Genomic DNA, 19,396 nt, shown 5'->3' with positions numbered 1-19,396 from the left:
AAAGAGGCTGGATTCGCCCGAAAGCCCCGTAGGGCGGTCCTAAAAATGGTTTTTCTCGGTGTTGAAGCCCTTGTCCAGGTCTCGACATGAACGGCCAGCTTCGCCTTGATAAAAACCATTTTTAGGACCCGCAGAGATCTCTCTGAATTAATCAGAGGTGCCTTAAAGCCTGCTGGTATTGATTTATCAATACCAGCGTCGGTTGCGGCCTTCGCTTTCCCTAAGTTGGTCGCCCATCAGTATGGCTCGACCTTTGTTGCCCTCGGCATCAACCACGATGATGGTTAGCTTTGTTGCCAGGGTGGGCACCCGGAAACGAATTACTCCTGAGCTTCCCATCGGCTCGTCAAAGACGATCTGGCGAATATCGTCAGTGATGGTGACCTGGGCTTGCTTGACGGGGCCCGTTTTGGCTGAATTTATCCGGATAGTAATACGGTTACCGATGACCTGGGTATTGACCGTTAGCGGGTAGTCCGCGTTCTGCTTCTCGATTTGAGCACACCCTGAGAGCAGACTAAGGCTTAATAGTGCAGTGCAAAAAAGTAGTCGAATCATAATGCTATCTCGGTCTATATCTTATTTGTCAGCTCAAGAGCGATGCGGTGCCCGTTGTTACTCTTTCCAGTGGAACTCATGATGGGCTTGTTCAGCTTTATCCAATTATTGCCCTGATCCAATATCGTCGTTCATCAGCTCATCACCGGTTAGCAGGCGTCTTCCCTCATTGCCTTCGTTATCAACCGCCAACACGGTCAAACGGGTCGAAAGGGAGGGGACTCTAAAGCGCAATAGACCGTTATTATTGAGCGGCGCATCGACAATGACTTGCTGTGTATCTTCGTCAATCACCTGGATTTGAGCTTGTTTTACAGGGCCTTTGGTCGGCGAATTTACCCTGACCTCGAGTCTATTGCCTGACAGGTGTGTATTGACGTTTAGAGGGTAGCGCAGGTTTTCTTGTTCAAGCTGAGTGCAACCACTGAGCAAGAGGGCTCCGGCAAATAAGGCAGTGAATAACGATCGGATCATTATGAATATACTTTTCAGTCCTGTTGTTTGTTGAGACCATCACGCAGAAGCTTGGTTCCCGGGGCCTAAGTTGACCCCGGGGCTAGGCCGGCTAAACCGTGACCACAATGTTACCGCAGGCGCCAGGCTCCAATACGGCCTCATGAGCCAGACCCATTTGCGCTAATGGGAAGCTTTTGTTGACGACCGGATTCAGTGACCCATTTTCGAGCCCGGCCACGATTGAGGCGTGGATGCGTCGCAGTTCTGCCGGGGTTGCATTGGCCAGTGCCATACCCAGAATGGCGGCATCTCGAGCCATGGTGTCGCGCGGATTGATCTCTACCGGCCCTCTGCTACCAATCACCACAACCCGTCCTTCTTTGGCCAGAGCCGACAGGTCATGGCCCAGATTAACGTTGGCCAGCATCTCCAGGATCAGATTGACCCCTTGTCCACCGGTGAGGGCGATTACCTCTTGCAGGTGTTCAGGGTCGTTGTGATCAAGCGCATGGTGTGCGCCATTGGCCAAGACCAAATCGCGACCAACATCAGTGCTGGCGGTACCAATGACCCGTAAACCCGCGGCTTTGGCCAGCTGCACGGCGGCGAGCCCAACACCGCCACTCGCACCATGAATCAGTACGGTTTCAGCCGGCATGGCGTGGGCCCGAATGAACAGTGCGCGCCAGGCGGTTGTGTAGGGCACACCAATACAGGCGCCTTGTTCGAAGCTGATATTGTCGGGTAAAGGCTGTACCTGATTTTCGTTGCAGAGCGTTTGTTCTGCACTGGCACCGGTCAGGTTGCCCGCGCAGTAGACCCGATCACCAGCCTTGACCCGAGTGACTTCTTTACCCACCTTGAGCACCGTGCCGGCGGCATCCTTACCAGGGCAGTGAGGAAACAGGGCGCTGTAGTTGTTGATACCGGCTCTAATGTAAGTATCGACAGGATTGACCCCGGCGGCTTTGATTGAGACGACCACTTGCTCGTCGCCAGGCTGCAGGTCAGAAATCTCCTCGAGTTTGAGAACATCGATATCACCATGTTCGTGAACCTGAATCGCCTTCATCTCTTTCTCCCATCAGAATATTGAATCGCAATAGCATAGACAGTTCGTTACCAAAACAACAGTGACTATATCGCCCTTCGGACTTGACCAGGATTGGTAATCAAGCAATCCTCTGGCCTGTTGTCCAAACAAGGATTGTGAACATGGAACGCTGCCCCTGGCCCACCACAGAACTGTATTGCGAGTACCACGACACCGAGTGGGGGGTTCCATTGCACGAGGATGCCCGGTTGTTCGAGTTTCTGCTATTGGAAGGGGCGCAGGCTGGCTTGTCATGGATTACCGTGTTGAATAAGCGTGAGGCCTATCGCAAACTGTTTGACGGTTTTGATGCTCAAAAAATTGCCCGGTACAGCGATGCCAAGCTGGCCAAGCTGCAAGGAAATCCGGCGATAATACGCAATCGACTGAAGATCGAATCTTTTCGGCGTAATGCTCGTGCCTATCTCGATTTATTAGAGTCCGTCGATAGTTTTAATGACTATATATGGCATTTTATGGACCACGAGGTTCGTCAGAATCATTGGCGAACTATGTCCGAGGTTCCGGTGACTACGCCGGAGTCGGATGCAATGAGTAAAGATTTGAAGAAAAAAGGGTTTAACTTTGTGGGAAGCACTATTTGCTATGCCTATATGCAGGCCACAGGAATGGTCAATGACCACCTTACCAGCTGCTACCGGCATGCGGAGCTTAAATAGCCCTCATCGCATGATGACCACTTGCGGTCGTATTTGGCTATCTGAAAATGCTTAAATTATCTACGTTTAGCAAGCGTGGTGTCACTCATGTCAGGGTATTATTACAGTTTGCCATGAGAGGGTAGTTTTTCTGCCTGCAGTATTCAGCAACTTCCAAGGGAATAAAAATGATCACTCGTAAACTGGGTGCGCTACTTCGAGGTAACACTACCCCGGCACAATTAGCCATCGGTTCCATGCTTGCTGTTGTGCTGGGTTTTCTTCCCGGCTTTTCTTCGGCGCCGGGACTGATGCTCGCGACCATTCTGTTATTGCTGGTGTTTAATGCAAACCTGACGCTTGTGGGCTTGTTGTTTGCTGTCGCCAAATTACTTTCGCTGCTACTGCAGCCGCTCAGCTTTGCTATTGGTCGCGTGTTGCTTGAGGGAGGGACGGAATCCTTTTTTGTGTTTCTGGTTAATACACCGGTGTTGGCGCTATTCGGGTTTGAGTATTACCTGACGACCGGAGCCCTGGTGCTAGGTTTGGTTTTGGGAGCGGCATGTGCGTTTGCCCTGATTGTTGTGTTGGGTGGTTTCCGGCGCAAAATGGCTTCCCTTGAGAAAAACAGTGATCTTTATGCCAACCTGTCTGCGGGGGTAACCGGGAAGTTGATCACCTGGGTGTTTCTGGGATCTGGCAGCGGCCAGCGTTACGAAGAGGTGTTGCAGGCCCGGGGTAAGCTGATTCGCTGGCCAGGGGTGCTAGTCGCCATCGCGCTTTGTCTCTTGTTATGGCTTGCCCAAAGCCTGCTTGCCAGTAGCTGGGTGATTGAGCAGCTTCGTGGCGGCCTGGAACGGGCGAATGGCGCCACTGTCGAGCTTGAAGGCGGTACTCTGGATCTGGCCGACGGGCGTCTGGTATTAGAGGGATTGGCGATGACCGATCCGAATCATCTCGACAGAAACCTGTTCAGTGCAGATCGCATTGAGGCCAATCTCAGCAGCATGGATCTGCTGCGCAAACGATTGCGCCTCGACAGAGTGGCGATTTCGGGGGGTGCCTATGGTTCTCCGCGTGCGGTGGCTGGACAGCGCCTGGTTGAACCGGTGCAGGAGGCGTCAACGGCTGCCCCTGTTACAGCAGAGAATGAGATTAACGGCAGCAGAGTGAAAGGGGATCTGGACCAGTTTATTACCACGGGACAGCTGTGGCGCCAACGTTTTCAGCAGCTTGCTCAGTGGGTTGAACGTTTACCTTTGCCTTCAGAAGGAAAAACAACGACGGCAGCAGAGTCGCTTGAAGAGCGTTTACGTCGTGAAATTGAGCGTTATGGTTACGCCAGCGTTCGAGCCAATCATCTGGTGCAACAGGTGCCTTCGCTATCCGTGGGTGAACTGTTTGCTGATAAGGTTGCTGTGACGGATTGGCCACAAGCCACCCTGGAGATCAGGGCCCGGGAGATATCCAGCCAGCCATGGCTATCCTCTCAAACGCCGCGTATTGAGATTGAATCGAGCGATCAGCGTTTGCTCTCCAGATTGACTCTGGGTCAGTTTAAGCAGGGAGGGGGTGAGAACAAAATTGGCATCCTGCTGCAAAAATGGCCCGCTGAACCTCTGTTAGAACAGCTGAAACTGGATGGCGATACGACTCTGCGAGGGGGGGAGTTGGCGCTTAAAGCGGACGGAATCCTTTCTGTGGGCTCCGAGGCTTCGATTGAGCTGCCGCTCAATGTCGTGCTTACCAATGCAACCCTTGCCATAGAAGGGGCCGGGGAAGCGCCAATCAAACGTTTAAAAACTCGAGTACAGCTGACCGGTCCGCTGGCGTCACCGGCGATATCGGTTGATCAGCAAGGCTTGAAAGACGACTTGGCCGCCGCCGCGGGTGATCTGGTGAAAGCGCGAGTTAAACAGGAGACCGATAAACACGTCGAGCAGGCCCGGGAGAAAGCCCAAAAAGAAGTGGAGTCGAAACTGGGTCAAGAGGTAGGCGGGGCGTTGAAAGGAATCTTTGACTAGCCCACATCGATATCGTATTGACGCAAGGGACCCGCTCTCGCCAAAGAGTGGGTCGTCAAAGTAGTAGGCAGATTATTAAGCCGCGTTTTTATGAGATGACTGGCTGATTTGGTGCATTTCGTGGAGCAACTCATCGCGGCAGGTGTGTGCATTGACCCCTTTATGCCAATCTTTTTGAATCACCTTGGATAGCCGACCGTCGATCTGACTACTATTGATTTCAAATAGCCCGGTCTTATTTTGTGATTGATCCGTCAGGGATCGTTTGAGCAGGTCAATGACACAGACGCGGTAGTCAGAGAAGAAGCCGTATTGTCGCTTGACCTCATTCCTATGCAGGAGGTGCTTCAAATAACCGATCATTGGTATTACCTCTAGATTTTCTGCGATAAACATAGCTCTCGGTGGCTACAGGGTAAATACGCAGTTTCCGCAAAAGAACGAAATAGTGACTTTGATCATCAAACCTCATTGAGGGGGGAGTGTATGGCGTGGTGCGAGTAGGGGTAAGCCTGTGGGCAATGATGAATTTAGGGGCCAGGCACCTGCTTGGAGCCCCAATCGCTGAGAATAGGCTGAACTGTTATAATTCAACTCAAGCTAAACTCAGTTGACTGGATGAGCGTGAAATATCTAATTAAAAAACTACTGCGATGCTATCAACTGGCCATTAGCCCGCTGTTAGGGCCGCGTTGCCGGTTTTATCCCACCTGTTCAGAATATGCGCTGGAAGCGATTGAATTGCATGGCGTCATCAAGGGCGGTTGGTTGTCATTGAAACGCCTTGGTCGCTGTCATCCTTTCAGTAGTTGCAGTGGTATAGATCCGGTGCCTGGGTCCTCTTTGGCTCAGCAACAAACCCGTTGTGATCATTCAGTCTAGCGAGATATTGGCTTTCTATCCGCGATGTTATGCATCGCTCATTTTTCACAGGTAGTTTCCGGTGAATAAGGTTTTCTTTTGGCCGGTTTACATCCGGCGCTGGCGGTCTTGAAAATAATAACAATTTATCAGCGTTACTGTCTGGTTTCTGGGGCGTTTTTGGGGAATACCATTATTCTTCCTGGTAGCCGCTAAGTTCTACGTAACCTACACCCTGGTGAGTGCCCTTTACCTGGACAGCGCCCTCCCAGTACACCACCGTAAGCCGCATTTCTTGATCAGCCACTCGTGGCGTAATTATTACATCCATCTGTTGTGAGGGTATTCGTAGCCGCCATTGCGCTGGATAATTTCTACCGCTGGGACTCTGCCAGTGTTTGGTCACCGAGGTTTCAACGTCGCTGGGTGTCAGAGGGATTTTTTGTCCGTTGGCATCGGTTAGAGTGACGGTTCGTGTATTCAATTCAGGCACTGGACTTCGGATCTCAAACAGCATCAAGGCCATGCCGTTATCCAGCTGCAGGGAGAACCAGTCCCACCCCTTTTGATCTGATTCCAGGTAGCTGCTACTCCATTCATGGTCGAACCAGGCCTGGCCTGTAACGTGCGTTTCATGCTTGTTATCGGTTGACAGGGTGCCGAAAATCTCAAGGTGAGTGTAAGAATAGTAATAGGATGCAGTGGCTGGACTCTTGGGACTGTAACCTTCAATGCCTTGCAGCACAGGGGGGATTTGGCTGGTAGCTGTTAACGCAAGCTTCAAAGGAAGCTCTGGCGCATTTGCTTCTAACATCAAGGGTAACCAGCGGTCGTTCTGTTGCGACTGGATCCGCCAGTGTTTCACCCAAACCTGAGGTGGTTGCAATGCTGTTCCCGCGAGATCTGGTCCCTTGCGGCTGAAAATTTCAGTAGCCATGTGGCGTCCGGTAGTGAAGTCTGTCAATGCCAGGTGGCCCATATAAATCTGGTTGGAAGCCCAATCGGTATCATCCGGCCGCGGAGGTGCGAGTGCGTGTCGAAATAAAGTGAATTGAAAACCATATTGATAATCATCTTGCCCAACCTCCTTCAGGTGCCCGGTAAAGTACCACCACTCGTTTTGATATTCGGGATGCTCAAGATGATCTGCGGGGAAGTCGAAGGGCCGTGGGGCGCTCACTTGAGGAAAGGGCTCTTCAGGCTCCAGGCCTCCGAGTAACGAAGTGAGAGGACTGTTTTGCTCTGTGAGATCAGGGCTTTGATCATCGTTAGGCAATCCAGACCAGAGCAACGCCGCAAGAACGGTCAAAGCAAGAGTGAGTATGAGTAACGGTTGGCGATACAAGGGTTTCATTCCGCCTCCTCGGATTGAGGGGGCGGGCCCGCTAACCGCCAGGCTGGATAGAGGGTGGCAAGAAAGGCGGCAAAGCAGGACAGCAGTATGGGGTGCAGCCAGGCCATATTGTGCTGGATAAGATCGAGGTTCCAGCCAAATGCCTTTAAGTTGATCACTTTTAGCAGAATCCAGGCCAATATTTCACCGCCGGGAATGGCCAGAACACCCGCAGCTATCCCAATGATCATTCCTTCACCCATCAATAGGCAGCCGCGCTCTAATGACGTCAGGCCAAGCTGATGGAAGACTCTCATCTGCTGTTTACGCTCCATCAGTATCGCGAGTAAGGAAGCAAAAAGCCCCATAAAGGCCACCATGATGGCCAGTAGCTGAAGTGCCGACGTGATAGCAAATGTCTGGTCGAATACGGCTAGTGAGCGCTCTTTTAACCCTTGTTGATCGATCAGTTCGATGCGGGATAGCCAGCGGTTGCCAAGCTGCTGGCGAAGCGCTTCCAGCGACATGCCGGTATAGAGGCCTAAAGCCCTGATACGACTGGTCGATGTTAAGGTTTGATAGAACGGTTTGCCAAGGAGCAGCCGCCCCTGTTCGCTACCATAATCCTGAAAAATCCCGATCACGGATAAGCTGACAGCTTCGCCGTTGATCTCGGTGGTTATGGAGTCGCCAACACTGATATTCAAATGATAGGCGAGGGGTTCACTTACCAATGTTGCTGGACCCTCGTTCAGTTGCGGCCAGGGTGGTTGGCCATTGTCTTCCAGTAACAGGTACCCCTCCCGGGAAGGGGGAGGGAAGTTATTCACCATGGCCTCAACCTGGCGATCCTGAATCCACAGCTTTTGAAAGGAGAACTCGGATACAAAATCAATGCGCTCCAGACCGCCTAGTTCGGTCAGTAATGCCGGTGCTATGTCGGGCCGTAGCTGCTGGTTCTGGCTTGCCATGCGCAGGTAGACCGGGGCATTCAGTCGTTGATCCAACCACTGTTCTACGGACCCGCGAAAGCTGTCGATCATCAGTTGCATACCAAAACTGGTTGCCACAGCAACCATCAGTGCCATTAACGCGACGCGAGTGCGCCCCAGGTTTCGCAAGGTTTCCCGAATCAGTAGCAGAGGTAACCAATGCCTCCCATTGGCTGTTTTCTGCGATCGTTCGAGTAGACTAAGCATGCTTGCCAGAATCAGCGGGGTGAGCAGGGCGAGACCGAGTAGTAACAGGCTGATGGCACCATAACTCACCATAATACTGGTGTGTGGCAGGGACAATAACAGGCCCGCTGTGCTTAATAAGCCGATGGCGGCAAGCGGTTGCCAGCGGGGGTGATGGACCTTGCTATTGCTTACATTTATCGCTGAACCAAAAGGGCGCGCGCCTGTTTTTGGCGCGCTCACAAGCGGCAGCAGGCAGGCGGCAAAGCTGGCCAGGCAGCCGATCAGGATGGCAATAATCAGGTTGTTGGCATTCAGTAAGATGGCAGAGGGGCCTCCTGCCATATGGCCTGCGCTCATCAAACTGGCCAGTTGGTGTGCTAACAGCCAGCCTAGTGGGACGGCACACAAAGAGGCACTGATCGCCAGCACGGCATATTCGAACGACAGGCAGGTGCCAATCTGGCGACTACTGACGCCCATTGAGCGTAGTTGCGCTAGCAATGGTTGACGCTGCAGAAAACCAAAGTGACTGCTGTTGTATACGAGAAACAGACCCATCAGCAACGCCATTGCGCTTAACGCATTGAGACTGAGTTCAAAGGATTGGCGCATCTTAAGCAGGCTGCCGACTCGGTTTTCCAGAGCACGTAGCCTGGCGGGAGCAACCATTCGATCTTCCACTTGTTGAAGTGTGGCGTCATCCAGCTTCAATCGTATCTGGGTGATTGCAGGAGCCTTGGTGAACAGCGACATTGCCTTGCCAATATCCATCAGAGCAATAGATTTGTTGGCCGACATGGATACGGCAATGCTGTCGAAGGTTTTCAATAACCGCAATGAACTTGATCCCAGAGGGCCTTCGAGGATCCGTTCCTGACCCGTTGCCCAGCCCATCATGCGCGCGGTTGCTTGATCAAGGTACAGGCCCTTTTTTGCCGGTATGAGTTCTTCAGGGTTGACCTGAAAGGATGACTCCTGATTGAAGTTGGGTTGTAAATCAAACAGGGTAATCGGATCGATTCCCAACAGTTCCAGTTGATGTCCTGTGTCTGGATCTGTCAGGGGAATACGGAGCAATGGCGTTGCTTTTAGACCGGGGATTTCTCGCTGAATCCTGCGGTAGGTTTGCTCAACGGCAAGTGCATCGCCTTCGATGATATGACTGGCGCCGGAGGTGAGCTGTTGTTGAGATGAAGCGATGCTACGCCGTGCACTGTCATTTAATAGCTCGACCCCGATAATGGTTGCTACGCCGACCGCGATACCGACCCACATTAACAGAAGCTGCCAGGGGTGGTTGCGATAATGGCCTACAATGGCGCGTAGCAGCAAAAGGATCGGCTGATTCATGGCAGTTGAACCAGCTTGCCGTCGTGTAATCGGTAACTTTTATCGACTTGATCACGAAGCGCTTCATTGTGACTAACAATGAGCAGAGTCTGCTTCATGGCTCGAATTTGCTCGAACATCAGTCGGGTAACGGCGCGTGCTGTGACGTTATCGAGACTCCCCGTTGGCTCATCAGCCAGAACCAGATCGGGGCGGTGGATCAGGGCGCGGCAAATGGCAACGCGCTGCTGCTCTCCGCCGGACAGAGAGCCAGGCATGCGGTGGCAGGCATTACTTAAGCCAACGGCATCGAGTAACTCGGCAGGACGGTTTTCCTGACCGGCTAAGCGGTTCAGTTGCAGGGGCAGGCGAAGGTTTTCTGCTACGGTCAGGGTAGGGATCAGATTGTAATGTTGGTAAATAAACCCGATATGCCGTCTTCTCAAAAGAGTGCGCTGGTGGTCGTTCATACGGTCCAGTTGCTGGTCAGCAATCCAGATATTGCCGTTATCGGCAAGTTGTAAACCGGCCAATAAATTGAGCAGAGTCGATTTACCAGAACCGCTTTCGCCCAACAGCAAAACCGTTTCACCCGCGGTTATTTCAAGGTCGACGGCTTGTAAAATGGGTTGGCTGAATTTTTTACTGAGTTGCCGGGTTTTGACGATCACGGGAGTGCCCTGTTCTGTTGTGACTGGCAGGCTTTGAAAATACGATAACAAAGGCCCTTGGGAGTAGATAGCCCAAGGATAATCGCCCTGTTTTTTAGTCATGTAATTAAACCGGGCACAGTGATTTTGCTGATTGCTTGAATATAGTGTAGAAATGATGCGCGCTCAGAGTTTTTGAAGGAATTCCTATGAACATAATGCGGTGGAACAGTTGCCTGCTTTTTGTGCTAATTATGATGGCGGGTTTGGCATTTGCTGACCAGGCACAACCCCTAACTCAGGGCAGTCTGTATATTGGTAAAACGGATCCCGATCATCAGGTCTGGCTTGGTAAACGTCGAGTGCAGGTTGCTGAGGACGGTACCTTTGCCATCGGTTTCGACCGGGATGCCAAGTTGCAGCAACGCTTTCAAATAACCTCTCCTGATGGCACAACCCAGAATTATGATTTGTCATTGCAGAGTCGCGATTATCGTATTCAACGCATCGATGGGATTGCCCGGCGAATCATGCAGCCTAACCAGGATGATCTGATTCGTATCCGTGCAGAAAATGCGCGAGTAAAAAAGGCTCGCAAACAAGACCTTCCTCAGCTGTTTTTTACCCAGACTTTTATCTGGCCATTAACGGGCCCAATAACCGGGGTTTATGGCAGTCAGCGTGTTTATAACGGGGAACCACGTCGACCTCATTACGGTGTCGATGTGGCAGCGCCGACCGGTACTGTTGTCGTAGCCCCTGCAGATGCGGTCATCACCTTTGCGGAGCTCGATCTGTTTTTTTCCGGGGGCACATTGATTATGGACCATGGCCATGGCGTATCATCGAGTTTTTTGCATTTGAGCAAGCTGTTGGTCAAGGCCGGTGAAACTGTTCGTCAGGGCCAACCCGTGGCAGAAGTCGGGGCGACTGGGCGCGTTACTGGCGCTCATCTGGACTGGCGTATGAACTGGTTCGAGCAAAGGATCGATCCCACTCTGTTAGTTCCTCCGATGAGCGAAGTACTGGCTCAGGAACGTGTGGATAAATAGAGGCCGGCAAAGGTTAAGATTCCTCCAATGGCATGATAGGCGAAAAGTTTTTCGCCTAGTAAAGGGATGGCCAGTAAAATGGTAAAAATGGGAATCAGGTAGCTGAACAGGGTTGGCACCGTTGAGCCCAGAACCTTAACCCCATTATTCCAGCATAAATAGGCAATGATCGAGGGCAGCAGGGCAACAAATACAAACACCCAAAGATCATCCAGAGAAGCTGAGTAGCTGGTGGATAAGGATTCCCAATAGTAAAAGGGAAAGATCACCGGAGCACCCAGCACGATTAAGATCAATAAGAGGGGGGCTGGCGGAATAGGGGGCGAGAATTTCTTCAGCAATATTGAGTACAGCGCCCAACAAACCGTGGCAATGCTCATTATCAAATCACCTTGATGAAACTCCAGTTGGGCGATTCTTTGCCAGCTGGCCTCACTGATCAAAATAAACAGACCAATAAGAGATAAGCTCACCCCAGCCAGCTGTAAAAGACGAGGCCGCTCTCCGAGTAACCAAAAAGCAAAGATAATTGCCGCAATCGGCATGGCGGTAGTGATCAGGGTGATGTTAATAGCCGTAGTGCTTTGCACTGCCAGGTAGAGGAAACTGTTGTAACAGGTGATACTCAATATCGCCAGGATTTGGATCTTCCAATAGTGGGTTTTCACCACATCGCGATAACGCCACAGTTGCAAGCCTGCAATGGGTAAGAGTATTAATAGAGCCAGGCTCCAACGACCCATTGATAACGCCATTGGAGGAATCGATCCCGCTGTGTATTTTCCTACCAACGCGTTACCGGCCCATGACAGGGCGGCTATGATCAATCCGCTGTAGGCGATCAGGCGCAAGCGTTGCTGTGAATCCATTACAGTCTCTCGTTACCGCAAAACGGTTTGGGCGGCAACTTTATCGATCGCCAGTTAAGGTGGGTCAGGCAGCATTGCAAATGCGCGTTGATTCTGTAAGATTGCCAACTTCGCTCCTATAGTTCAACCGGATAGAACAGTCGCCTCCTAAGCGATCGATCGGGGTTCGAGTCCCTGTGGGAGCGCCATCTACTCCTTCTGCTAGCCAATATTATGTCATCCAGGAGTTCTCGGAACACTCTGATGCGCCTCTCTATAATCATCCCTGTTCTTAATGAAGCTGCCTCGATAGAAACTCATCTGCGCCCGTTGCAGGATTTTCGCGCGGCAGGTCATGAGCTGATTCTGGTCGACGGAGGTAGCGAGGATGGGACTTTAGCGCTGGCAACACCCTGGGTTGATAAGGCGATCATAAGTGAACCGGGTAGGGCCAGACAAATGATGGCGGGTGCCAATCTGGCCGAGGGAGATGTCTTGCTGTTTCTGCATGCCGATACCCGGTTACCCTCTGATGCCGAAGCTTTGCTCCAGGCAGCTTCCCATGAAGGAAGCTGGGGACGGTTCGATGTCCGGCTTAGTGGTCAACACTGGATGTTTCCTATTATTGCCTGGTTTATGAATCATCGTTCCCGACTGACAGGGATAGCGACGGGTGATCAGGCGATATTTGTCCGTCGCAGTCTGTTTCTGGCGATGGGCGGCTTTGCCAATATTCCGTTAATGGAGGATGTTGAGCTCTGTAAGCGACTGAAAGTGCACAGTCCGCCGGTCTGTATTGATACACCGTTGGAAACCTCCAGCCGACGCTGGCAATCGGCGGGGGTGTTCAGAACCATCTTCTTAATGTGGAAGTTGAGGCTCCTTTATTTTTTGGGTGTCTCTACCCAGTCTCTGGCGCGTCAATATCGTAAACAGAATTAAAGGATACAAGTGAAGATGACGGATGCCTTGTTACTTTTTGCCAAACCTCCGGTGGCCGGCAAAGTGAAAACGCGATTGATCCCTCAGTTGGGGGCTGAAACTGCAACCCGAGTACATGAGGCTTTATTGCAGCATACTGCGTCGGTTTTCAACCGTTGTCAGAATGTCCAGAAGCAGCTGTGGGCGGGCTTTGATCTCCAGCATTCGGCATTTTCTGATCCTGGGTTTGATGTCTGGTCCAAACACTTGCAAACACAAGGTGATCTTGGTCGGCGCATGCAACAGGCGATCGAGTTTAACTTGCAGCGGTATGACAAGGTAGTGATTACCGGCAGCGATTGTCCGGTCATCAATCCCGAGTACATCAGTGCTGCGTTTGCGGCCTTGGAAGAGGGTGCCCCAATAGTCTTTGGACCAGCTGAAGACGGAGGCTATGTGTTGGTGGGAGCGAGTGAGAATGTTCCGGCTATTTTCGAAAATATTGACTGGGGAACAGAGGCAGTGCTGCAACAGAGTCGACAACAATTACAGCAGCAAGGCGTCGCTTGGAAAGAGTTGGAGACACTCTGGGATGTTGATCATCCGGAGGATGTTAAACGCTGGCAGTCCGATTAAGCGATGTTGGAGCGGGAAGTCGGTTATCGGTCGCGACGTGCGTCGCGCTGCAACTGATTTACAAAACGGTCTATGTGTCGCTCATTGATGCCAGAAAGGTCGGTAAATTCGAGTCCAATTTGTACTTCTTCAATCTCTTCGTGGATGAGCACATTACGTACTGTCGCAATGGTATCGATCTCTATACCGCCTGGAATTTGAAAGCGAAGGGAGTTAAAACTGATTCCGCTGGCGACTTGCATCTCCTGTAGCTCGGCCTGCCTTAAAACAACTCGGCAGCCGGTAGCGGACAGGTCAGATAAGAAACCGCTGATCTTATGAGGAAACTCCTCATGAATTAGCACGGTCTTGATTCGAATGGAATGTTGTATCTGTGCGCGAAAGGCATCTCTGCGTTGCATGTAACGCATTTCATTGGGAAAGGGGATGCAATAGCCTGGATTACCATCGGCATCTTCATTCAGCTTGTCCAGAGTGTTGTTGTTAAATCTCAGTTGTACACCGGACACGCTGCCTATAACGTCAAATGTTTCATTGGCTCGAATAAAGCGATCGCCGAGAGTCGGCACCATGGAATCGAGTTCGATTTCCAGATGTTCCGTATCTACACCAACAAAAAAAGAACGAAAGCCCTCTTTTCGTTCAGGAAAGTAAATCGTTACCGGCTCTTTTTGGTCCTTGGAGATTTTTAAATAATGGGCAATCTCGCGAGGTGTAGTAAGCCGGCGAAAGTTGTCTTTGGAATCCATATTGATGTGCAACCCTTATACGACTTCCCCGTCGTTACTTAACAATAGTATTCAGGCTTTAGTGATGCTTCGGTGTTCGTTATCACGGGTCTGGGTCCCGTCTTCTCCATACAGGCTAACAGATTTTGCTGCAGAACCTCTATAGATGGTCAGGAGTCGATCAACTACGCCTCGAGTATGTTGCAATACCCGGGCATTGATAAGGTTGTGCTCTTTGCACTCTTCCAGAGTAGTTTCCAGATTGTCCCATAGGGCAGATAGTTCGGTTCGTTCTTCCTGCGGGAGGGTGGCAATAAAGCTTTGCATTCCATCGCGGTCGTTTGGGAAGCCTAGAGCGGCGAGTAATTCGCTGCGACGACGGGCATTGTCATTGATCTGGTTCAGCTGGGAGGTTTTGTCGCTCAGCAGGGCTTCCAGTGATTCGGCATCACTGTTTTCCAAAGCCAGGCGCTCTTGCTGGAGAGTTTCTTTTAGGTTGGTGACGGTTTCTATATCTTGACGGGATAGCTTCAGGATGGCGTGCGCTGGCATGGCATCTCCGTTAGGGTTTATTTAGCTGTGTCTCCAGACTGTAGAGATTTTCAGCAAGTTTACGAGCATCCACTTGATAGGAGCCATCCGCGATGGCCTGCTTAACTCTGGCAACCTTGTCCTGATCGATATCGGGCTGGCTGGCCAGCTTTTCTTCGATTTGGCGCAAGCTTTTGCCTTCAGCGCTCAGGTTAACCGAATCTGTCCTGGTTGTTGAGGCTTGGGATGTCTGGGCTTGATCTGCTTTTGGGGGTGCTACAGCATCGCCTCGGCGCTCATTGGATTCGCTGCTGCGAGTGCCTGCGGGATTTAACAGATTGTTGTTAACGTTGATGGCCATGATGGCGCCCTCTGAACCTAGTATTTACCGTCAAACTTGTTAGCGGCGGCAGATAAAGGAACTTTAGCATTTTTTTTGCTTTTTTTGTCATTCGCTTACTGTCTCGGTGTGTTTGGCACTGTGGCTTGATAAGTTCATACCGAATTACTGTCCGTATATTAAAATATACCTTTAATAATCAATGGGTTAGTTGGTTGTTGTGTGGCGTTCACATTTGGACTTCAACCTGCTTGGGGCCGGTAACAGTGGCTTTGATGATTCTCTCTGACCGGTTGTTACGTACACGTATCTGCTGATTGATTTTTCCGTCTGAAAGGGCCGTGCCACTCATTTTAACGGATAGTTGCTGGCCCTTGGCAGTAATGGTTACAAAGTCGCCTTTTTGCACGACTTCCCTTGCTTTGACATGTGTCGGAGCCAGTGCTTGTCCGGGGCGAATCATGCGTTTTGCCACAGTGTGGGTTAAGGCATTGAAATTCGTGTAATATCCGCCTCGCAGTTCTGCGATGTTTCGCTCTTCGAGGCGAAGCACATCGTTTGTTATCGGTGCCTTCTTGTTGATCAGTTGATTGGCGATAACCACCGGTCGAAAGATTCGAATGTTGGCGGTTACATAGATCCCCCATGGATGTGAGCCGGCGCATTCAATACGCACTGTTTGTCGCCCAGGGCGATGATGGCGCTCATTTTCGATCAACTTTAGAGGAACTGAGCAGGTGGGTAAATTCAGTCGGGGATCGAGTGGGTTGGCTTCTACTTCTATACGCGTTGAAGGGGATACTTGCTGTTGTTGTGCCTTGCCCTGCAAATAGGTCTCCACCATTGCCTTGATGTCCGCTTGAGAGGACTGGGCCATGGCGACAGCGCTGAATAGCAACAGGCTGGCAGCTAATATGTTTAACAGACGAACAAATGTCATAGGATGACCAATCAATAGAACCATCGGTTGAGGCGTCGAATTTCTGGCGCTTCTTCAGTATTTGATTAAAGTCAGCAATATATATGCCGATGTTATTGTAAGTGTCTTTATCAACTCTTCGGAGTTCGCTGGTGACTTGGCTTGTTAACTGGCTTGGCGAGCAGCTATAGTCTATTAACACTGTATAAGAGTTTTTGGGTTCGGTACGGGGTTTGGTGTGCCGACGTTGCAGTCAATCCAATGGAGATGATCCATGGCGGGTGTGTTAGATAGTGTTAACCAGCGGACTCAGCTGGTTGGGGAAAATCGACTTGAGTTGCTGCTGTTTCGCCTCAAAGGCAAGCAGTTGTATGGCATCAACGTATTCAAAGTGAAGGAAGTATTGCAATGTCCGACGCTTACCATGATGCCGAAAAGCAGCCCTGTAGTAAGAGGGGTCGCCAATATTCGAGGGGGGACAATACCTATCCTTGATATGAATATGGCCACTGGCAGAGGTCCTCTGGATGATGTGACTAATGCCTTTGTCATTATCACTGAGTACAACATGAAGGTGCAGGGCTTTCTGGTGCAGATGGTAGACCGCATCGTCAATATGAATTGGGAAGAGATTCATCCACCGCCAAAGGGGACCGGTAAGGACCATTACCTGACCGCCGTGACCAAGGTTGATGATCAGTTGGTAGAGATCATCGACGTCGAAAAAATCCTGGCCGAAGTTGCACCTCAAAGTGAGGAGGTCAGCGATGGCCTTATTACGGATGAAGTGACAACGCATGCGGTGGCGCAGAAAGTATTGGTAGCCGATGATTCGGCTGTTGCTCGTAAGCAGGTTCAGCGTTGCCTTGAAAATATCGGTGTTGAGGTTGTTCTCAAAAATGATGGCCGTGAAGCACTCGACTATTTGAAGAGTCTGGTGGATTCTGGTGATAGTATTGACGAGCACCTGCTGATGATGATTTCAGATATTGAAATGCCCGAAATGGACGGTTATACACTAACCACGGAAGTTCGGGCTGATCCCCGTTTGTCGAGCCTGTACATAGTGCTTCACACGTCCCTTAGTGGTGTCTTTAACAAAGCGATGGTAGAAAAAGTAGGGGCCAATGACTTTATCGCCAAGTTCAATCCGGACGATCTAGCTGGCAGTGTTATAAAGCGTTTTCAAATCGAAACCCATTAATGCGCATTAATTCGATTTAGAGGAGTAATACGTTGGCCGAGTTTGGATCAACTCAGGGCAGAGCTGCCCCAGCGGGGGATTTTGAGGTTTTCAGTGAATTCCTTGAAAAAGCTTGCGGCATAGTACTGGGTAAAAATAAAGAGTACCTGGTGAAAAGCCGGCTTCGTAAGATACTGGCAAACAATGAAATCGATACACTGAGCGAGTTGGTCAAGCGCATTGGGGCGCAGCCCCGGGGCAAGCTTAAGGGTGAAGTTGTCGATGCGATGACGACCAATGAGACCCTCTGGTTTCGTGATAGCTATCCTTTTGAGGTCTTGAAGAAAACCATTTTGCCCGATCTGGCCAAGCGCTACCCTGGCCAGAGGCTGCGTATCTGGTCGGCGGCCTGCTCTTCCGGTCAGGAGCCCTATTCCCAGAGTATTGCTATCGATGAATTTGAAAAGAGTAATCTTGGCCTTTTGCGGGGGGGCGTGCAGATAATTGCTACGGATCTGTCCAGTAAGGTGTTAGGTGAAGCCAAACTGGGGGAGTATGACACCCTGGCGCTAGGCAGAGGATTGTCAGATGACCGCCTGCAGAAACACTTTATTCCCCTGGAGGGCAAGCGCTGGCAGGTCAAACCCAATATCAAGCAGCGAATCGATTTTCGTGCCATCAATCTTCAGGACAGTTACGTAACACTGGGTAAGTTCGATATTGTGTTTTGCCGTAATGTTTTGATCTACTTCTCCGCTGATTTTAAACGGGATATTTTGACCCGCATCCATGCCAGCCTGAAACCTGGAGGTTACCTGTTTCTTGGTGCTTCTGAGGCGCTCAATGGTTTATCTCACCTTTATGAAATGGTTCAGTGCCGCCCAGGCATAATGTATATCGCTAAATAATTAAAACCTCAAAGGCTATTCAGCCTTTGAGGTTTACAATCTTTCCATGCCCTTCATTTACCTGATTCTTGACGATCCTGGGCCTGTGCGCCTGCCTGTTTATTCCAGTTGATAGAGCTCCTTGGGCAGATAGTGCCGAGCACTGCATGGCAAGCGGCAACAAGCGAAGCCGAGTTGCCTCTTGTGAGGAAAGAGATTGCCGCTTTGGCATCCCTGATTAGTTGCTTTTATTCTAACTTGTTGAATATAAAGGAAAAAAATTTCTGGCATGTGCCTTGCTATTAACTTTCTGACGAAAATGATTTCAGAATAGAGGCATAGCATGGCGATCAGTTTTGACAGGGCATTAGGTATCCACCCTCAAGCGCTTGAGTTTCGGGCTCAAAGAGCCGAGGTGCTGGCCAATAATCTTGCCAATGCAGACACCCCGGGGTTTAAAGCTCGTGATGTTGATTTTGCCTCAGTGATGAAGCAGCAAGAGGGAGTGCAAGATACAGAAGGGCAGCAAAAGTTAAGCCGAACTCATCAACAGCATGTATCCGGCTTTATTGATGAAACGGCTGATACTGAGCTGTTATATCGGGTGCCAAGCCAACCTTCTGTTGATGGTAATACCGTCGATTCCCAGCGAGAAATCACCGAGTTCACTCAGAACAAGATCGCTTTTGAAAGCAGCTTCACTTTTCTAAATTCCAAGTTCAAAGGCTTAAGTACAGCCATAAAAGGACAATAGTCATGTCGCTTAATAATGTTTTTTCAATTGCCGGGTCGGGCATGAGTGCCCAGTCCATTCGTCTTAACGCCACATCCAGCAACATTGCTAATGCAGAGACAGTCAGTAGCAGCATTGATGAAACCTATCGAGCACGCTACCCGGTGTTTGCCCACGCCTTGAACGAAGCTCAGCAGGAAGGTTCGCTGTTCGATGATCAGCCAAAGGAAGTCGGTCAGGGTGTTCGGGTATTGGGCGTGGTCGAGAGCCAGCAAGAACTGGAAGCGCGCTATGACCCCAATCACCCTATGGCTGACGAAGATGGCTATGTATTTTACCCCAACGTGAATGTCGTGGAGCAGATGGCGGACATGATCTCGGCATCGCGATCATTTCAAACCAATGTCGATGTTTTGAATACGGCTAAAACCATGATGCAAAAGGTCCTCACCCTGGGACAGTAAGGAGAGCGCT

Annotated in this window: 22 protein-coding genes and 1 tRNA gene; 11 read left to right on the top strand and 12 right to left on the bottom strand. The window is 50.6% G+C overall.

Translation table 11 applies throughout. The annotated features are described in order from the left end of the window. Window positions 1–186: 186 nt before the first annotated feature. From MIB40_RS03295 to MIB40_RS03285, 3 genes are all read right to left on the bottom strand, one after another. Window positions 187–558: a hypothetical protein gene (locus MIB40_RS03295; protein ID WP_249690769.1), complete on the bottom strand. Its 372-nt coding sequence runs from the start codon at window positions 556–558 to the stop codon at window positions 187–189. A 105-nt stretch (window positions 559–663) separates the two neighbouring features. Further along, window positions 664–1,032: a hypothetical protein gene (locus MIB40_RS03290; RefSeq protein ID WP_249690767.1), complete on the bottom strand. Its 369-nt coding sequence runs from the start codon at window positions 1,030–1,032 to the stop codon at window positions 664–666. A 91-nt stretch (window positions 1,033–1,123) separates the two neighbouring features. Continuing rightward, window positions 1,124–2,086: an NADPH:quinone reductase gene (locus tag MIB40_RS03285; protein WP_249690765.1), complete on the bottom strand. Its 963-nt coding sequence runs from the start codon at window positions 2,084–2,086 to the stop codon at window positions 1,124–1,126. Between the two features lie 143 nt (window positions 2,087–2,229). On the opposite strand from MIB40_RS03285, the gene MIB40_RS03280 reads away from it, so the two are divergent. Both MIB40_RS03280 and MIB40_RS03275 read left to right on the top strand, forming a co-directional pair. Next, window positions 2,230–2,787: a DNA-3-methyladenine glycosylase I gene (locus MIB40_RS03280; RefSeq protein WP_249690763.1), complete on the top strand. Its 558-nt coding sequence runs from the start codon at window positions 2,230–2,232 to the stop codon at window positions 2,785–2,787. Window positions 2,788–2,954: 167 nt separating this feature from the next. Further along, window positions 2,955–4,790: a hypothetical protein gene (locus tag MIB40_RS03275; RefSeq protein WP_249690762.1), complete on the top strand. Its 1,836-nt coding sequence runs from the start codon at window positions 2,955–2,957 to the stop codon at window positions 4,788–4,790. 75 nt (window positions 4,791–4,865) lie between these two features. Here MIB40_RS03275 and MIB40_RS03270 read toward each other — a convergent pair whose 3' ends face one another. Beyond that, window positions 4,866–5,153: a hypothetical protein gene (locus tag MIB40_RS03270; protein ID WP_249690760.1), complete on the bottom strand. Its 288-nt coding sequence runs from the start codon at window positions 5,151–5,153 to the stop codon at window positions 4,866–4,868. Between the two features lie 261 nt (window positions 5,154–5,414). Between MIB40_RS03270 and yidD the strand changes: the two genes are divergently transcribed. Next, window positions 5,415–5,672 (top strand): membrane protein insertion efficiency factor YidD, encoded by a 258-nt coding sequence (gene yidD / locus MIB40_RS03265; RefSeq protein ID WP_319941612.1) that lies wholly within the window; start codon window positions 5,415–5,417, stop codon window positions 5,670–5,672. 172 nt (window positions 5,673–5,844) lie between these two features. Here the strand turns inward: yidD and MIB40_RS03260 are convergent, their stop codons facing one another. From MIB40_RS03260 to MIB40_RS03250, 3 genes are read right to left on the bottom strand one after another with little or no spacing between them, the layout of a single operon-like run. Further along, complete coding sequence (locus MIB40_RS03260) at window positions 5,845–7,005, bottom strand: lipocalin-like domain-containing protein (RefSeq protein WP_249690756.1); 1,161 nt, start codon at window positions 7,003–7,005, stop codon at window positions 5,845–5,847. Then, window positions 7,002–9,515: an FtsX-like permease family protein gene (locus MIB40_RS03255; protein ID WP_249690754.1), complete on the bottom strand. Its 2,514-nt coding sequence runs from the start codon at window positions 9,513–9,515 to the stop codon at window positions 7,002–7,004. The genes MIB40_RS03260 and MIB40_RS03255 overlap by 4 nt, the downstream gene beginning before the upstream one ends. Beyond that, entirely contained in the window at window positions 9,512–10,267 is a 756-nt protein-coding gene (locus tag MIB40_RS03250; RefSeq protein WP_249690752.1) for an ABC transporter ATP-binding protein, read from the bottom strand. The genes MIB40_RS03255 and MIB40_RS03250 overlap by 4 nt, the downstream gene beginning before the upstream one ends. Before the next feature lie 86 nt (window positions 10,268–10,353). On the opposite strand from MIB40_RS03250, the gene MIB40_RS03245 reads away from it, so the two are divergent. Then, window positions 10,354–11,196 (top strand): M23 family metallopeptidase, encoded by an 843-nt coding sequence (locus MIB40_RS03245; protein WP_249690750.1) that lies wholly within the window; start codon window positions 10,354–10,356, stop codon window positions 11,194–11,196. Here MIB40_RS03245 and MIB40_RS03240 read toward each other — a convergent pair. After that, complete coding sequence (locus MIB40_RS03240) at window positions 11,175–12,065, bottom strand: DMT family transporter (protein WP_249690748.1); 891 nt, start codon at window positions 12,063–12,065, stop codon at window positions 11,175–11,177. The genes MIB40_RS03245 and MIB40_RS03240 overlap by 22 nt on opposite strands. 112 nt (window positions 12,066–12,177) lie before the next feature. On the opposite strand from MIB40_RS03240, the gene MIB40_RS03235 reads away from it, so the two are divergent. From MIB40_RS03235 to MIB40_RS03225, 3 genes are all read left to right on the top strand, one after another. Then, window positions 12,178–12,253, top strand: a tRNA-Arg gene (locus tag MIB40_RS03235). 55 nt (window positions 12,254–12,308) lie between these two features. Then, a complete protein-coding gene (locus tag MIB40_RS03230) occupies window positions 12,309–12,986 on the top strand; it encodes a TIGR04283 family arsenosugar biosynthesis glycosyltransferase (RefSeq protein ID WP_249690745.1) in 678 nt (225 codons plus the stop codon). A 15-nt stretch (window positions 12,987–13,001) separates the two neighbouring features. Then, on the top strand, window positions 13,002–13,601 hold the full coding sequence (locus MIB40_RS03225) for a TIGR04282 family arsenosugar biosynthesis glycosyltransferase (RefSeq protein ID WP_249690736.1): 600 nt from the start codon (window positions 13,002–13,004) through the stop codon (window positions 13,599–13,601). A 23-nt stretch (window positions 13,602–13,624) separates the two neighbouring features. Here the strand turns inward: MIB40_RS03225 and MIB40_RS03220 are convergent, their stop codons facing one another. From MIB40_RS03220 to flgA, 4 genes are all read right to left on the bottom strand, one after another. Then, on the bottom strand, window positions 13,625–14,350 hold the full coding sequence (locus MIB40_RS03220; protein WP_249690735.1) for a flagellar brake protein: 726 nt from the start codon (window positions 14,348–14,350) through the stop codon (window positions 13,625–13,627). A 51-nt stretch (window positions 14,351–14,401) separates the two neighbouring features. Further along, complete coding sequence (locus MIB40_RS03215) at window positions 14,402–14,881, bottom strand: flagella synthesis protein FlgN (RefSeq protein WP_249690733.1); 480 nt, start codon at window positions 14,879–14,881, stop codon at window positions 14,402–14,404. Window positions 14,882–14,891: 10 nt separating this feature from the next. After that, the gene (flgM, locus tag MIB40_RS03210) at window positions 14,892–15,221 is read right to left on the bottom strand and encodes a flagellar biosynthesis anti-sigma factor FlgM (RefSeq protein ID WP_249690731.1); all 330 of its coding nucleotides are present in this window, start codon (window positions 15,219–15,221) and stop codon (window positions 14,892–14,894) included. A gap of 208 nt (window positions 15,222–15,429) precedes the next feature. Next, window positions 15,430–16,140 (bottom strand): flagellar basal body P-ring formation chaperone FlgA, encoded by a 711-nt coding sequence (gene flgA, locus MIB40_RS03205; protein ID WP_249690729.1) that lies wholly within the window; start codon window positions 16,138–16,140, stop codon window positions 15,430–15,432. 253 nt (window positions 16,141–16,393) lie between these two features. On the opposite strand from flgA, the gene MIB40_RS03200 reads away from it, so the two are divergent. From MIB40_RS03200 to flgC, 4 genes are all read left to right on the top strand, one after another. After that, window positions 16,394–17,323 (top strand): chemotaxis protein CheV, encoded by a 930-nt coding sequence (locus MIB40_RS03200; RefSeq protein WP_249690727.1) that lies wholly within the window; start codon window positions 16,394–16,396, stop codon window positions 17,321–17,323. Window positions 17,324–17,355: 32 nt separating this feature from the next. Then, the gene (locus MIB40_RS03195) at window positions 17,356–18,210 is read left to right on the top strand and encodes a CheR family methyltransferase (RefSeq protein WP_249690724.1); all 855 of its coding nucleotides are present in this window, start codon (window positions 17,356–17,358) and stop codon (window positions 18,208–18,210) included. A gap of 322 nt (window positions 18,211–18,532) precedes the next feature. Then, on the top strand, window positions 18,533–18,943 hold the full coding sequence (gene flgB, locus MIB40_RS03190; RefSeq protein ID WP_249690722.1) for a flagellar basal body rod protein FlgB: 411 nt from the start codon (window positions 18,533–18,535) through the stop codon (window positions 18,941–18,943). 2 nt (window positions 18,944–18,945) lie between these two features. After that, entirely contained in the window at window positions 18,946–19,386 is a 441-nt protein-coding gene (gene flgC / locus MIB40_RS03185; protein WP_249690721.1) for a flagellar basal body rod protein FlgC, read from the top strand. Window positions 19,387–19,396: the final 10 nt, after the last annotated feature.

The sequence above is a fragment of the Aestuariirhabdus haliotis genome (assembly GCF_023509475.1).
GTDB lineage: Bacteria > Pseudomonadota > Gammaproteobacteria > Pseudomonadales > Aestuariirhabdaceae > Aestuariirhabdus > Aestuariirhabdus haliotis.
This window is presented reverse-complemented; position numbering and strand designations above follow the sequence as displayed.